This is a genomic window from Candidatus Bathyarchaeota archaeon (genome assembly GCA_030739585.1).
In the GTDB taxonomy this organism is placed as follows: Archaea; Thermoproteota; Bathyarchaeia; order TCS64; family TCS64.
In genome coordinates, this window is the sequence record JASLYX010000016.1 from 327 (window position 1) to 15976 (window position 15650).

Genomic DNA, 15650 nt, shown 5'->3' on the forward strand with positions numbered 1-15650 from the left:
GCTTTAAAGTCCATAGTTATGAGGGGCTTTCCCCCCCGCATCCCGTAGGCCATCTGCATTGAGCCAGCGTTGTGTCCCTTGGGAACATCAATGGCATCGCTTGCAGCATCATAGTCTAGGACGACTGGTTGAACCTGGTTAACCTTTATCTCATCCAATTCCCAGCCTACAGCGTCAGCGATCATTTGAATAGACTGCTCAAGCCCGACGTGGCCTGTTATCTCACGAGTAGCGATTTTATCTCTGAATACATTTACGCTGAGCCCTGCACCGATCTTTTTCTGAAAGGGAACCCTACGTGTGGCAGCATCCATCTGCCTTTTTATGGAGATGTCGTCGACTCTAGTGCAAACACCCGTTAGGAAAATGGGGAGTGTATCCATAAGGAACCCTGGATTGATGCCCGTCCCTAACAACGTGACTCCGTTCTCCTTTGCCACCTTATCAAGCTTCTTGGCGTACGCTCCTCCCTCTTTTGTAGCGTAGGGGTAGGCTAACTCCTCACAGGTGGAGACGATATTCACTCCATGATTAAGTATCTGGACGAATTGATCGTGGGTTTGTTTCAAGTAGGATAAGGTTGTATGGCAGACGATATCTGGTTTTATGGTGGACAAGACCTTATCAGTGTCATTGGAAATGGTGACCCCCAGCTTATCGACATCAAGGACCTCCCCGAGGTCTTTGCCTATGATTTCGGGATTGATATCGATGGCCCCTACAATCTCCACGCCTTTCTTAGTGAGCAGGTGTCTCGCCAACCGCCTCCCAATTACACCGATCCCATATGACACGACTTTGACCGGCTTAAGCTCAGTCTTACCCTGTTTGTTAGGATTACCCATTGTACAAATCGTCCATACCTTTCTTTAAAGAGATATTAATCTATCTTAAGTATGTACGGATAGTGCACGTATAAAATCCAACGCATTATTAGGCGCGCAATTTAGCCAAGAGTTATTGGAAAACTTTCTAGAAATAGAATAATAGACTGGTTCTTGGACATGACAAATATAGAAACAACTTTCTAATACCATCGCCTAACCGACCTTTTATATTATCCTCCTACTTGGAAACTATAGAAGAGCTAATAGGAAAACAATGCGCACCCCTTCAAGATTTTAATGTGCTAAATAAACTTTGGAATAAGGCGTTGATGAACGCGCTTAGATTTAATTTATTATTACTGCATATGTGTACAGTTTTAAGCTAAAATAATAAAAAAGCGGTTTATTTTTTCAAAGGTATAACCTGATAATAAATAACAATTTTAGGCACGCGGATTGAGAAAATCCCATTAAAATTATTTCATCATCAATATTTTGAACTAATATTAACAGTACGCGAATATATCAATGCAATAAGGTTCACTGAAACCAAATAAAACCTATTCATGCACTCATAATGAGTGATGGAACATAACATATATTGAATGTTTCAATTTACTAGGAGAAATGAATGGGGTGTTTTCGGACTATCGAGCCCTGGAGAATCGCCTTATTGCTATATCAGCCGCGACCAATAAGGGATCGTAGACCTCAGATAGCACAGGGACGTAGGCAAGCTCAATGGTGCAAAATTCCTGTATTGTCATCCGTTGATTGATTGCTAAGGCCACGATGTTCATCCTCCAGGCTGCGCCCTCTTCGCCAATTGCTTGACCGCCGAGGAGCCTCCCTGTTTTTGCATCTATCACCAGCTTCACAGAGATGTTCTTAGCCCCCGGTATCCAGCTGGGTTTATTCAACATGTTCGCCCTGCCAGTTATCACCTTAAAGCCATTTCTCTCAGCAGTAGCTGAGTTATACCCGGTGGTGGAGACCTCCAAATTCCCGATGAAGGAAACAAAAGTGCCAATGTTGCCACCAAAGACCATGTTCCCTCCAGCAGCATTCACGCCGGCAACAGCCGCCTGTTTGAAGGCGGTCGTGGCTAGGGCGATATATGAGGGTTTTCCATCTATGCCGCTGAACGACTGGGCACAATCTCCTATAGCGTAGACGTCTTTGACACTGGTTTCCATCCTTTCATCTACTAGAAGAGCCCCTCTCTCGGTTTCAAGACCTGCATCCACCCCAAGAGCAGAGAATGGCTTGACGCCAACTGCCATCACCACGATATCTGTAGGTATGGTCTCGCCTGCAATTGTTACTGACTCTACTTGATCTGTGCCGTTAACTGAGTCGATCCCCTTCCCAAAGAGGATGTGTAGCCCGTGTGCGTCCAGGGCTTCGCTGATAATCTTCCCCATATCTGGATCCAAGTTCCGAGGGAAGGGGGGAGGACTTCTTTTGGTGACGTAGATATCTAATCCCAGTTCTTTTAAAGCGAAGGCAATCTCTAGACCTATAGCGCCTCCGCCTACAACCACGGCTCTCTTGGATTTACAAGCCACGTTTTTAAGCTCTTTCGCGTTTTCAGGATTAGTGACCACATGTACTCCGCGGCCCAATAACTCTTTGGCCCCGGGTATGGGTAAGATAAGGGGTTGGCTCCCTGTGGACAAGATAAGGGAATCATAGTCAATCCATTTCTTTTCTCCAGTTGCCAGATTCTCTACCTGGACCTTTTTTTCCTCCGTGTCAATGGAGATAGCGTTGTGTCTAAGTAATTTCTTGAGCCGCCTAGTAGAAGGGACACTGTGTTTAAGATCTTCGAAGCTTTCGACAAGCCCTCCAATCGCATAGGGTAACCCACAGGGGGAGAACATGTCGTATTCACGCCTCTCTATAATCGTGACCTTGACTTTCCGATTAAATCGTGTGGCAGCTCTTGAAGAATAGAGGCCACCCGTTCCAAGGCCAATTATCACGATTTTGTGTAACTCCGGGTTCTTATTTTCACCCATTGTTTGTAATCCCCTCTTTTTCACCGCTGGCGATTTTTAATGCTTTCTAGTATCTTAGAATAAAGAGGCGAAAAATGATAAATTAGTTCAGGATGAACAAATTGATCTCAACAGATGCGGATATACTGCTGACCTCATGTCCCTACTGCAATATGAAGCTAAGAAAGGATCACTTTGATAGAATCAAGGTAATGGGAATCGTCAAGCTCCTTGAGGCTGAGATATGCGGGGCAGATTCCTAGAGAAAAAGACCAGATCGTCCTAAACCAGAGCAAGTTCAGGCACGCTCCAGTTTTACTGCACAAATTTTGAGTTCGGGTATCTTCGCTAAAGGGTCAACCGCGGAGTTCGTAAGGACGTTAGCGGCAGCCTCAGCATAGTGGAATGGTATGAAAACGACGCCTTCTAGTATTTTCTCTGTAACCATGGCTTTTAGGGATATTTTACCCCGTCTACTTGAGACCAAGACACGTTCATCGTTGCCTAACCCAATCTTATCAGCATCAGATGGATTAATCTCCATAAAAGCCTCGTTTCCCTGTCCCGTCAATGTCTCAGACCGCCTAGTCATGGTCCCAGTGTGCCAGTGATGGAGAAGTCTCCCTGTAGTTAATATGAATGGATATTCTTCGTCTGGCGCCTCTGCAGGAGGCTTGTATTCTACAGTATGGAACTTTCCGAGCCCCCGGCTAAACTCATCCCGATGAAGGATTCTGGTCCCAGGGTGACTCTTAGTGGGGCATGGCCATCGAAGGTCCTCTTTCTGCAGCCTCTCATGGCTGATCCCTCCATATATACCACCCAAACTCGCGATTTCATCCATGATCTCAGTTGTGGATCCGTAGTTCATCAGGAATCCCAACCGCGTAGATATTTCAGAGATTATCACCCAATCGGGGCGACTGTCGCCAACAGGATCAATAGCCTTCCTTACCATCTGAATTCGCCTGTCAGTTGCTGTAAAAGTCCCGTCTTTTTCTGCGAAACTAGCTGCGGGAAGAACCACATCCGCAAGTTCCGCAGTTTCGCTCATGAAAAGTTCAGAAACTAAAAGGAAGTCAAGTTTCTTGAGTTGTTTTCTAACGTGATTGGTGTCTGGGTCAGAAAGCATTGGATTCTCCCCCATAATGAACATGGCGTGGATACCGTCGCCGCACTCGTCAATCATCTCCATGAGGGTGAGCCCATTTTTCCTTGGTAGAGTGCAGCCCCATACCTCCTCGAATCGCTCCCTCCTTGCATCACCCTTAACTCTTACATATCCCGGCAGGTAACTCGGGAGGCATCCAATGTCAGATGCACCTTGGACGTTATTCTGGCCTCTTAGAGGATTGACACCTGTTCCGGGTCTCCCCACGTTTCCTGTTAGCATGGCTAGATTGGTTGTCGAGAGAACATTTTCAACGCCGGTGATATGCTGTGTAATACCCATGCCAAAAAAGATGGAGGCTTTATTAGCTTCCCCGAACAGCCTTGCCGCCTCCTGAATCTCTTTCATGGGCACCCCTGTTATCCTCTCTATGCGTTCAGGGGAGTAGCCTTCAACCCGCTTCCTAAATTCTTGAAACCCTTCCGTGCGGGCGTCAATGAAATCATTGTTTTGAAGGCCTTCTTCAAGGATCACACTCATCATCCCGTTCAAGAGAGCTACATCGGACCCAGGCCTATGCTTGAGGTGGAGCACGGCATGGGCTGTTAGGTCTATCTCTCGGGGGTCCGCTACTATGATCTTGGTCCCCTTCTTCGTTGCACTAATCATTCGTCTCGAGATGAGCGGATGCTGCTCAGAAGTGTTGGACCCTATAACGAAGATAACGTCGGCCTCCTCGATGTCCTCCTGAGAGTTGGTCATTGCACCGCTTCCAAAAGAGGATATTAGACCTGTAACTGTACTAGCGTGGCATAGTCTAGCGCAATGGTCAATATTATTGGTCCCAACAGTTGCCCTGGCCAGTTTCTGCATCAGATAGTTCTCCTCGTTGGTGGCCTTCGCTGACGACAGGAATGCAAGAGAGTCGCTCCCGTGATTATCTCTGGCTTCCCTAAGTTCATTTGAGACCTTTTCGAGAGCTTCTTCCCAAGTTGCCTCCCTAAAGCCATGTTCTTCTCTAATTAAGGGAGTCTTCAATCTGTCTGGATGGTGGACAAACTCGTGGGCGCTCCACCCCTTGATGCAGAGCTTCCCCTCTCCAGGGCCGTCCTGATGGGGGAGGACTTTTACCACCTTCCTGTTTCGGATCATGAGGAAAAGCCTGCAGCCGGTCCCACAATAGATACAGACAGTTGGGATCTTCATCTGAGGACCTCCAGAATCTTTTCTTTGAACCCGGATGACATTGTCCTGTGGCGCTTGAGACCTATTTCCTCAAAGGTGTACCCCATAGCCAAACCCAAGAGCTGAAGATAAAACATGACAGGCACTTTGAACTCGAGCCCAAGCCTTCGGGAGGTAAGGAGTTGTCCCATGTCGAACTGATAGAAGCACTGGGGGCAAATTACGGTGATGCAGTCAGACCTGGCGTTGTACATAGCCTCGAGCTTGGCGCTGAGAAGTTTGTCCGCCCCGTCTTTATCCCCGTAATTGGTAAGGGTCCAGCCGCAACAGAGAGTTTTGAGATCAAAATTAGCAGGTGCCGAGCCTAATGCAGTAACCATTGAGTCTAGCACCTGAGGATCGAAGGGGTCGTCGAATGCCATAATCTCAGGGGGGCTGACAATGTGACAGCCAGTATGACCAGCAACTGTAAGACCCTTTAGAGGTCTCTCAATTTTGCCAGTAACCCGATGTAGTCCCAGGTCATCCACAAGCACAGATGCAAAGTGCTTAACCTCCACAGTCCCTTTAAACTGGTGATTGGTATCACTGAGAACCTCGTTGACCTTCTCCCTCGCCTCTTCGTCCTCCTTCAGGGCATGATTAACATGTCTGAGGGAGTATGTACACCCGTTGCAAAGGGTGATTATATCGAGCCCTTCCTCTTCGGCAAGAGAGATATTCCGAGCGGCAATTACCATACCTGCAAACTTATCGTTAGAGAGAAAGCCCACAGGCTCAGGGCAACAGCTGAATCCCTTTGTCTCCTGGAGCTCCACCCCCAATTCCCCAAGCACTCTAACGGAGACCTTTTCAATGTGGGGTAGCCTCACTGGTAAGAAGCAGCCTTTAAAGAAGCTATATTTTACTGTTTTTTCCCCCTATATTGACGAATCTTAATTGAAAGCCCAGTTTTATCAGCGATCTTTTTCAAGTCATCTGCTCCCGATTCGTCAAGAGGGCTCAGACCCATCTGCTGGCGATGACGCCTGGAAGAGGCTGTAAGGGGAAACGCGAAAGCAGTGGAAACCACGTTTGTTACCTCACCAAAAATAACCGGATGCGCCAGCCCCTCTTCAAATGCCTTGGCCTTCATAGACTCTATAAAACGGATCGGAGAGACCCCATAGGGGCATAGCTCCTCACATTTGTGACAAGAGACACAGAGCCATATATTTGGGTTATAAGAAGGTGATTCGGCACCGAGACAATCATAGACGTATGTGTATTGAGGATGGAATTGGCTGTCAAGCTGTGCGTGGCAGGCGTGCTCCTTCACCACGCAACAAACGCCGCATTTCAAACATATTTCCGAGACTTTTTCAATCGAAAGGTTATCATCGGCATCATAGTTAACACGAATGACCAAGTTAAACAGGATCCATTTGGGAACGGCGTTATTTACTCTTATCGCGCGCGAATCATGATGAAATTAATTATGCCTACAACAAACTATCTGCACTTGAGAATTTTTTCAAGAAGCCGTAGATACGCTTCTTAGAAGATAAAGATTATGAAATGCTAACGGGTGCGGCACGAACCACAAAGCATCCGATCTTAGTTAATTTCTACCAGAGATAGCGACGCAGCCTTGCGCTGATCTCGGTTAGGGGAAATACCCCCCTCCGCTTCAGAGCCGTGATCACAAAAAACAACAAGCAACCCGGAACCAAAAGAAGCGTGATCCTGTTAAAAGCCTCAAAGAAAAAAGGCGTTTCCCCCCTGAATAACCAGGTAAGGGGTACCGTGCTCCCGGAGACACGCCACCAGTTGCTAGGGGTAATCTGAGTCATCCACCAGACCATATCGTTGATTAGGGGAATCATCACCAGTACAAAATGATACAACCATAACATCATCCCCATATCATCGTCATCAAATGCGAGGGGCGCGACCAGGCAGCCTATATACCACGCAGCCAGAGCAAACCTCTCATATTCTAGGTGGTTGTCAGGCCTCGTCATAAATAACGCGAGTGTAAGGGGTGCAATGAGGAAGGGGATCAATGATAGAAAAGGGAAATGTCCACCAGCTTTTTTTATTCTCATTTCAGGCAAAAAAAAATCCGCGAAAAACACCAGCGCCATGAGTCCGGTAATAAGGAGGAAACCTCTGGAAGTCTTTATAAACAAAGGGAAATAGCCCAGCACAGGGATCCTACCTATGACCTTGCCCACGACTCTAGTCTCGCTCACTGATCGCCTATCTTGAACCTTATTATTATCGCCTTTAGTGACATATTGCCATGCTCCATTCAAAAAAAACTTATCCACAGCCCTATGGACAATATATTCGTTAGTTGAACTAGACCTTAGGAATACTAGAATTTCTCCCTCGGGCATTGATTCAGCGACCACAGCCTCGAAGTCATCTATTTTCTCCACCAATATGAAATCCCCAACCCCCAGTGTAGGGACCATGCTCTGAGAGACCACAACCATGATGGGATACTTGGTTTTCAGGTTAGACTTGAGGAACTGCATACCACCAAGGGCTAAACCGGCTAAGATCACGAAGAAAATGATATATTTCAGATATTCTTTCCAGCCTTCCAATTTTTTCCCGTCTTAATAAATTAGACGTCTTGTTCAACTGGGATTGGATTCATCCATAGAGTTAACAGTTGACAAGTAAGAGGAGAGACCTGGCCACCATCAAAGCACTTGTTTAAGGCCTCACATACAATACAAGGACAACTCTTGATAGATTTGATGGTTACAAGTTTCATCTTTGTGAATAACTTGTAGGTCCATCTCCCCTTGTTTAGGACTTTACTTCGCTCAATAGCTCCCTTCTCCTCGAACTTTAAAGCGAGCCTCGACCCCTCACGGCTAGTCACACCTAGACTCTTCCACATGTCGCTTTGAAGTAAACCTTCGGGACCTGCCTCAAACACAAGTTGTATGGCCTTGCGCTCTAGATCGTTTTTCTGGGGCAATTTTCAATCTCGTCCATGATTTAATCATAGTAGAGGAGCTCGTCTTCCTCCAGGATGCCATGGAGTTTAAAGACTGCTTCCTTTACCATATTTTCATGTTTTGCTCCTGTGCAGACAAGCTTTCCGCTAGCGAAGAGAAGCATAACCACCTTGGGAATACCCATCCTGTAAATAAGACCAGGGAACTGCTCAGGCTCATACATAACATTGTCCATGATATCTGCAGCCATCTCTAGGTCGATTTTTCCATGGAGATTAGCAGACGCTACAATGTTCTGGATCACTATGCTGGGCTTACTCAAAATGATAATCCCGTCACTTTTTAGCTCCCGTACGACCTTATTTACAGCGCTCCGGGCCATCTTTTCCGACTTAGCACCGGTGCAGACCATCTTCCCTGAACCAAAGATAAGTGTAGCCGTCTTCGGTCTCTTTAACCTGAAAACGAGCCCTGGAAATTGTTTCGGCCTGTACTCAACGTTCCTGAATACTTTCATAATAGCTAGTAGATCTATTTTCTGGTCTAGCGAAGCAGATGCTACAACGTTCTCAATACTAATATCAATTTTTTCAGTCAAATATATCACACTACAATTATGTAATAATTCAGGTTCAAAGGTTGTTCACCTTGGAGAGCAGGTCATCAGGTAAAAGATCCTGGTTCTCAATCTCCACAAGAGGGAATGAGTTTTGATTTGGCTCCTTGGCCACCTTTTCGCTGGATCCGATCTCCCCCGTATAGGAGTTATATGTGACGAATTTACCTTCGATTGCCTCCGCCTCCCTCACGAAATACAGAAAAATTTCATTCAACGTGCCACCGATGATGAAATATAGATGGAACTCTCCATTCTGGAGATGCTGTATAACGTTCATCGATGGAGACGATGCTACAAGCATAATAAGGTCTCTCAACGTCTTAAGATGAACAAATTTCATGGCATTCCATATATAAGAAAAAACCCTCTATTTAAATACTATAAAAAATAGGTACGCATGAAAACTTATGGGATGACCCGGGAACCCATTAAATCCATTCCAGTAACTTCCACCCATCCTGATGAAGAACCCTATATTATAGGATTTCTCGGATATGAAAAACGCGAATGTCCTAATATTCCTAAATATTAAGAAAGACCAACTAATCTCCTCGGGGGTTGTCTTAAAGTTGATCGATGGCGTCGCTTAAACGCTCCACAACCTAAAGTCAGGAGGCACTTGGACTTTTCACATCCATAGAGACCCTTCTCTGAGAAGAGTTCAGTTTCACAGATTTCAACTATATAATGATCCCTTTCAAACTCATGGACAGCCAACATTTGAGCTCTTGCTCACCCCATCTTGGAGATCTTTCTTACCCATGAGGGCCTCCTAATCAGCTCAGAAGATTTTATGAACGAGCAGAGATAGACATTGTCCTTTTTTTATATTCCAAAGAAAACCTTGGAACGTGCATGATATCTGGGAAAATTCTAGGTTATCCACCACAAGGGGAGGAGGAGTCATCCCGAAGAGGAACTTCATTGGAAATGCCCGCGCGCGTTTCCCTAGACTACTCTTGGCTCCAGCTCCCCTCTACCAACCCTAACGGCTATTTCTGCCAGGATCTGCAAAGGATCAACCACAGGCACCGCTATATCCCCATTCTTTAGGACCAATGAAATCTCAGTGCATCCGCAGATAACAAGGTCAACATCACGCCCTAAGAGGTCCTGGGTCACATCCAATGTTAAACTCCGACCTGTGTCCAAGTCTCCCTTCTTGATATGTCGGTATATAGCATCCATCACGCGGCGCTGGAGCTCGATCGTTGGAACCAGAACCTCAATTCCAGCCATATCAACAAATTTCTCATATATTCCACTCTTGATGGTACCATCCGTTGCGATAAGCCCAACAGACCTTGTATCCGGATACTCACTGGTTAAGTGCCTCACAGTCAGTTCGATCATATGGAGTACCGGGATCCCGAGCAGTTTTCTCAGGTCATCGATGAAGAAGTGAGCGGTGTTGCAAGGGATGATGAGGAAGTCAGCACCTGCTCTCTCCAGGCTTCTTGCTGCCATGAGCATCTCGGGCATAGGGCTCTCACCATTCTTTGTGATCGCAGAGGTCCTGTCGGGGACTTTAGAGTTGCTGTAGATGATAGTCCTGGGATGGTCCTGGTCTCTCTCCACGGGTGTGGCATTCACTATACGGTAGAAGAGTTCTGCCGTTGCCTCGGGGCCCATTCCACCAAGAATACCGATTACCTTCTCACCCATGCTTATACTCCACCTTTCGATAAATGTATAAACGGGAGTACTTCACATTTAGCAATCGCACGTGCACGTATTAATTACAGTATGGAATTGTTTTTCTTCCCCATATTTTCTTCTAACTGGTCTTTCGGTTTTCAGGCAATACCCAAATTCCATAAGACTCAAGCAATACTGTTTTTAACTTGATTTTATATTTAGGTAACACAAAATTAGGGCGGTACAATATACCCTCAGGTAAATGGAATCTTAGAGATTCATACTAAAACACCAACATCGTCTTTTCAAGCTCCGCCCTTAGCACTCTTCAAATGTGCTCATCTCACGAGATACAATATCGAAAGTAACTGGAAAATTACCGGTTTGGTAATATAAGGTGTTGAAGAACTCAAGGTATCTTCTGTGAGATCCAAGGTAGGATTCTTTCCTCTGATCCGCCGACCAAAATAATAGAAAGGATATACTAAAAGACCGGGATCATCAGGAACCAAACCACTGCAAAACGCAGTAAACTTTTCTCAAACTTCCTCCCTTTACGTGATGTCTAATCGCCAATCCAACCTGTCATAGGTACAAAACCCTAAACAGTGAGCAACATAATTTGTATACAACGTTAAGGGCAGCTTCAGATCACTTAACGAAAAAGGACTAAATAACCCAAAGTCAGGATGAGGCCGAGAACATTATAGAAAATATAACCAAGCAGTTTCTACATGGATGCATTCACACGCGTTATTTTTCTTGTAAGGTCGTCTACAAGCTCCTCGGGCAAAGTAAATTTTCTTACATAATCGAGATAGTTTCCCATTAAACTATCTCTAACATAATCATTAACTGAAGTTAAGACCTCAGGAATGCTTTCTTGTTTGGGACCTAGTTCCTTAACAAAGGGATAGGTGTTAAGAATATCCCGGCAAATTTCAATATCAACCACGGAATAAAGGCCATTAAGATATACCTTATCGATATAAATCATCAAAGCCTGTGCATTCTCAGCACGTACAATGAGTTTCGTTTCAGTAATAGACGCTACCATTAGGAAATAATGGGCAAGATTATTCTGATTCTCATAAAAGTGCTAAATGAGTCAAATAATATCTTCTCCATTAGATTTTGGTCCCGCTTAAGATTTATTAAAATTTGAATTCTGAGCGAAATCTCGAATTAGGTCCTTAACTTTATCAATGGACAAATTAAATCAATGTTGATTTATCTAAACTTAATGTTTGGGTAAAAATTAGCTTTTTTTGCTGTTTCCAAGGAATCGTTTACTAATCCATATTTTTATTCATCGAGTTGATCTATCTCACGCCTTGCTCGAGTTCATGCTCGCCCCCCTGGAACGCTACACAGATAGCGTGTTCCGCACCCTCTGCCATAACCATGGCGCTGACCTGACATTCACGGAGATGGCTCACGTGGAAAGCTTTCTGAACAGGAACCGAGGCTCCCTTGAAAAGATCAAGATAAGGGACTCCACTCCTGTCCAGATCCAGATACTATCCGGCAACGAGGGAAAACTGAACCGTTTCCTGACTGATTTCAAGCCTTTCGATGGCTTTAAGGGGTTCAACCTGAATCTTAGTTGCCCCAGCAGGGACGTCATCAGGCAAGGCAAGGGCGCAGCCATGGTTAAAAGGGGTGCGAAAACGGCGCGACTAGTATCATTAATAAGAGATTATGGATACCCGGTCTCTGTCAAGATTAGACTCGGCCTGAACAGAAAGGAAAAGGCGAACAAGATCTATCTAAACAATCTAAGAGGTGTGGATCCGGACTTTTTTGTTGTCCACGCCAAGCATGCGGCTCAAGGATCTGATGCGAAGGAAGATAACTCGGTTTATCCGGAGTGTGTCGAGGCTGCAAGAGGAATCCCTGTCGTCGCCAATGGAAGTATAGAGACTCCTAAGATGGTTCAAACGTTGATAAAGATGGGGGTTAGCGGGGTGATGATGGGACGTCCAGCGTTAAGGAATTCCGCGATATTTGATTATCTCAAGAACGAGTTGGGGGTCAATGATCCGCCTAAACAGGTCCCTACAATTGGTGATCTAATGCGAGAGTATGATGATATCTATGCGGAAATAAGGGGCTCAGAAACGTTTCGGTCCAGGTTCCTGAAGGTAGTGGGAAAAACACACCCCCGGTATTGAGGAGTAGCGGATATAATTATTCACCCACACACACTATGTTAGAAGGATAAAAGTCGCTTTGGGTTCTCCTCTAATATATTCCTTATCCCTTTATCCGATACCTCAGAAAATTTGAGAGCAGGAACGATGAAATCGAGAATAAATGCGTAGCCCTGCCCACCGTATCGAGTTAGGTGTTTCTTCAGGAATACATCCTGGGATATTACTATTTTTCCATCATACCCTTGGTCACATAGCTCCACGATCGCCGCTATCCTCTCTCTGTCTGTAGGCGAACTCATACCGTCAGGGGTGAATCGTTGATATCTACCAAAAGCGTCATATGCAATGGTCACTCCCCTTTCCAATATTTTTCGATTGTATTCGACATTTAGCCCCAGCTGTGGCTTCTTTTCCCTGTTATAATGATCCATGTGTAGCATTATAACCCTCTCTAGATTCCCCCCCTCTTTCTCGATGATATCCAGATATCTCTGACCGTCTCTCTGATATTTTTTATATCTTCGTCTCCATTCCTCAGATGGGCAGTGGATGCTGACACACGCCCCAGTGACCGTTTGGGCTCTGGCGACTGCCTGCAAAACCTTCGCCTCATCTGGATGAAAAGGATAGCTACATCCGATCTCGCCTATGATGCCCGCTCTAATCCCGGTGTCACCTATGCCTTCCACTAGTTCCTCTATCATTATCTCAGCTAATTCTTCAACACTCTTCTTCTTAACTAAAGGTGGATGCGTGCTCTCAACGTACCAGCCTGTACCACAGACTATTGCTATACCTGTAGCTTCTGAGATCCGTTTCATGGCTAGCACATCTCTTCCGGCGCCAGGAAGGGTTAGTTCAATGATGCTCTGTCCCCCACTTTTTTTGAAGGGCTTGAGCTCCTCGATGGCCAAATCAACATCGTCAAGCGTGTAATTGTCTTTTATAACCCCATTATTTCTACGAAGCTCTGAGATGTTTTCCAAGGTAATCTCGGCATCAATAAATGGGATTTTCGAGGTTTCCTGGGGTGGAGTCCACCAGTTTGTGAAATTGGCTATCATATGTTCATGGGAAAGGGTGATCCCTAAATCCTCTGATTTTATAGGACCCTCCACGGTATTGATCTTCATCCTGAAAAGGGATAGACGGGTTATCTCCTAAAGGGCTTAGGGTCACCCAACACCCCATTAGGGACCCTCATAACTTGCATACAGGGAGAGTTTAAAAACAGGCGGCTTTAATGAATATCCCATCTTAACGTGGTTCTATGCCAGTGAAGAGCAGGACTCTCTCCGATACCATGGAGGACACAAAGGATAGGCACAGGCGATACATGCGGGCCATCCAGCACCATATTAGAAGGGACATCCTCAGACTCATGGAGAAAGGACTCACCACAATTGGGGAGTTCGAGAAAGAGTTGGGTATTGATGCCAAGGTCCTTGATTGGCATCTAAGAACACTGGAACACGGTTTTTGTATTGAGCGAATTGGGGAAGGTGACAGCCCCAGTTTTGCTCTTGCTAGTGAGGGCAAGATCGTGGGATATCTGGACAGAAAAGCAAAGCAGTGACATCCCATTTGCGGGAGATATGTTAGCGAAGTTTGGTAGTTTTAATTACAGGCCTTAGGATATGAGTGTTTACGGGCATGCTCACTTTGGTGAGTCATTTTTTATTCACGCATGAAATGATAAATAGATCATTTCATAACTTCTAGGGATGGCGGTCCATTATGCGTGTGGCGCGGATTTTCAAGTAATGAAAGAGCATGTTGAGTATGTATTCAAACTATTTGAGAACACTATTTCAGATATAACTGAAGACGAATTAGACTGGCAACCAACTGAAGAAGCTAATACCATTCGGGGGATACTCACACATATTTCTAGGATATGCAATGTCTCGTTACCAAGTAGAATGAAGGGAGACCCAAATTATCTACCTAATAATTGGCCAAAGAATTACGAGGGAACACTTCATTCGTCTAAAAAACTCTTTAGTGATCTAGAGAACGGAAAAAAAGCGGTCATAGGAGGTTTGGATGGTTTATCATCATCAGATCTAGAAGTTGAAATAGATCTATGGGGACGAAGGGTAAAACGTAAGATCGGGTTATTCTCTCATCTATCTGAGATTGCTCATCATAAAGGACAGATCGCTTACATAAGGGGAATCAGAAAACGGCAAAGAGAAAAAACAAAGGTTTCGATGAAAACATAGAGCGCGTATGGAAAAATATGTTTTAGTCTTTAAAGATGTAGATGAATGCCTATCACTCAAGTTTTAAGAAATGAGTAATGTAACTATTATTCATGTCGGATATTGATTGGAAAACCATTGGTGTTACTTCGCTTATTTCGGCTATAATTGCAATTCTCGTTGTTTCTGGACTTATTATGAGTATCCCAATGATTCAGGATGCGTTACGTGGTCCTGAAGGAGCTCAGGGTACACAAGGGATACCAGGAGACCAAGGAGCTCAAGGGATACCAGGAGACCAAGGGTTACGGGGAGAAACTGGTTTAGCCGGATTACAAGGGTCTAGGGGTTTAAAGGGGGATCAAGGAGAGATTGGACTACCGGGAAAATTTTCTGGGCATTGGGAAAGAACGCTTCTTATACATGATGAAGATATCACCACAGAAACAATAGACGTGTTTGAAACTTTCACAATTAACAATGAAATGGGGTTATGGATGGTAGATTGGTGGTCTGCCTCTTCTTCCAGTTCTGCGCGGTCGCGGATAAGAATTTACGAGGGAATCATAACACAAGACGATATTAGAAATGGCGATGCTTCGCTATTTTTTCAAACGTCTGCACAGGGAAAGCTTGTGGGTTCTACCGATTATGCTTTTGGAACTGGCGTTTATACGATTAGAGTTCGTGCGAGGTATGCAGACAAGATCTATGTTAGGATAAATCAGATTCTAAAGTAGTCTAATATTAAGCACGTAGTTGTATGTGTAGGGGTTTAATTTTAACCCCCCACACACACACATAACGGACGACGGGGTGCACGAACGACCGCTCGCTCTGCGGGTCTCATATTTGTCTCAGAATAGTGGTAGTACCATGGTACCGGTGTATTATGTTTAGCGTTAATTGTTAACATTAAATAATCTGAGGTGTCTTTATGAGTTGAGGCTCAA

17 protein-coding genes and 1 pseudogene are annotated in these 15650 nt (G+C 45.0%); 5 read left to right on the forward strand and 13 right to left on the reverse strand.

The window, feature by feature from the left end; translation table 11 throughout:
• A partial coding sequence (locus QGG23_08045; GenBank protein ID MDP6049367.1) for a dihydrodipicolinate reductase occupies positions 1–845 on the reverse strand: 845 nt, incomplete at its 3' end.
• A gap of 629 nt (positions 846–1474) precedes the next feature.
• Positions 1475–2848 carry an FAD-dependent oxidoreductase gene (locus QGG23_08050; protein MDP6049368.1) on the reverse strand — a complete coding sequence of 458 codons (1374 nt, stop codon included), beginning with the start codon at positions 2846–2848 and terminating at the stop codon, positions 1475–1477.
• A gap of 92 nt (positions 2849–2940) precedes the next feature.
• Here QGG23_08050 and QGG23_08055 point away from each other — a divergent pair, with 92 nt between their 5' ends.
• A complete protein-coding gene (locus tag QGG23_08055) occupies positions 2941–3090 on the forward strand; it encodes a hypothetical protein (GenBank protein ID MDP6049369.1) in 150 nt (49 codons plus the stop codon).
• A gap of 35 nt (positions 3091–3125) precedes the next feature.
• On the opposite strand, the gene fdhF is transcribed toward QGG23_08055, so the two are convergent.
• From fdhF to QGG23_08105, 10 genes and pseudogenes are all read right to left on the reverse strand, one after another.
• A complete protein-coding gene (fdhF, locus tag QGG23_08060) occupies positions 3126–5144 on the reverse strand; it encodes a formate dehydrogenase subunit alpha (GenBank protein MDP6049370.1) in 2019 nt (672 codons plus the stop codon).
• Positions 5141–5683, reverse strand: a complete 543-nt coding sequence (locus QGG23_08065) for a heterodisulfide reductase-related iron-sulfur binding cluster (protein MDP6049371.1) — start codon at positions 5681–5683, stop codon at positions 5141–5143. Before QGG23_08065 ends, fdhF begins: the two co-directional genes overlap by 4 nt.
• A gap of 102 nt (positions 5684–5785) precedes the next feature.
• Positions 5786–6013, reverse strand: a pseudogene (locus tag QGG23_08070) (heterodisulfide reductase-related iron-sulfur binding cluster).
• Positions 6014–6027: 14 nt separating this feature from the next.
• On the reverse strand, positions 6028–6258 hold the full coding sequence (locus tag QGG23_08075) for a hypothetical protein (GenBank protein ID MDP6049372.1): 231 nt from the start codon (positions 6256–6258) through the stop codon (positions 6028–6030).
• Positions 6259–6730: 472 nt separating this feature from the next.
• On the reverse strand, positions 6731–7717 hold the full coding sequence (locus QGG23_08080) for a signal peptidase I (protein MDP6049373.1): 987 nt from the start codon (positions 7715–7717) through the stop codon (positions 6731–6733).
• A 20-nt stretch (positions 7718–7737) separates the two neighbouring features.
• Entirely contained in the window at positions 7738–8100 is a 363-nt protein-coding gene (locus QGG23_08085) for a transcriptional regulator (protein MDP6049374.1), read from the reverse strand.
• A 20-nt stretch (positions 8101–8120) separates the two neighbouring features.
• Positions 8121–8684 (reverse strand): TATA-box-binding protein, encoded by a 564-nt coding sequence (locus QGG23_08090; GenBank protein MDP6049375.1) that lies wholly within the window; start codon positions 8682–8684, stop codon positions 8121–8123.
• A gap of 28 nt (positions 8685–8712) precedes the next feature.
• A complete protein-coding gene (locus QGG23_08095) occupies positions 8713–9039 on the reverse strand; it encodes a hypothetical protein (protein ID MDP6049376.1) in 327 nt (108 codons plus the stop codon).
• A 608-nt stretch (positions 9040–9647) separates the two neighbouring features.
• On the reverse strand, positions 9648–10364 hold the full coding sequence (locus tag QGG23_08100; GenBank protein MDP6049377.1) for an amino acid racemase: 717 nt from the start codon (positions 10362–10364) through the stop codon (positions 9648–9650).
• A gap of 703 nt (positions 10365–11067) precedes the next feature.
• The gene (locus QGG23_08105; protein ID MDP6049378.1) at positions 11068–11394 is read right to left on the reverse strand and encodes a hypothetical protein; all 327 of its coding nucleotides are present in this window, start codon (positions 11392–11394) and stop codon (positions 11068–11070) included.
• A 277-nt stretch (positions 11395–11671) separates the two neighbouring features.
• Here QGG23_08105 and QGG23_08110 point away from each other — a divergent pair, with 277 nt between their 5' ends.
• Entirely contained in the window at positions 11672–12511 is an 840-nt protein-coding gene (locus QGG23_08110) for a tRNA-dihydrouridine synthase family protein (protein ID MDP6049379.1), read from the forward strand.
• 38 nt (positions 12512–12549) lie between these two features.
• On the opposite strand, the gene QGG23_08115 is transcribed toward QGG23_08110, so the two are convergent.
• Positions 12550–13626, reverse strand: coding sequence for a hypothetical protein (locus QGG23_08115; GenBank protein MDP6049380.1), 1077 nt, complete (start codon positions 13624–13626; stop codon positions 12550–12552).
• A gap of 137 nt (positions 13627–13763) precedes the next feature.
• Between QGG23_08115 and QGG23_08120 the strand changes: the two genes are divergently transcribed.
• The 3 genes from QGG23_08120 to QGG23_08130 all read left to right on the forward strand — a co-directional run bounded on the left by QGG23_08120 (position 13764) and on the right by QGG23_08130 (position 15437).
• Complete coding sequence (locus QGG23_08120; protein ID MDP6049381.1) at positions 13764–14069, forward strand: winged helix-turn-helix domain-containing protein; 306 nt, start codon at positions 13764–13766, stop codon at positions 14067–14069.
• Positions 14070–14256: 187 nt separating this feature from the next.
• Positions 14257–14718, forward strand: coding sequence for a DinB family protein (locus tag QGG23_08125; GenBank protein ID MDP6049382.1), 462 nt, complete (start codon positions 14257–14259; stop codon positions 14716–14718).
• Positions 14719–14810: 92 nt separating this feature from the next.
• Entirely contained in the window at positions 14811–15437 is a 627-nt protein-coding gene (locus tag QGG23_08130; protein ID MDP6049383.1) for a collagen-like protein, read from the forward strand.
• Positions 15438–15650 lie beyond the last annotated feature (213 nt).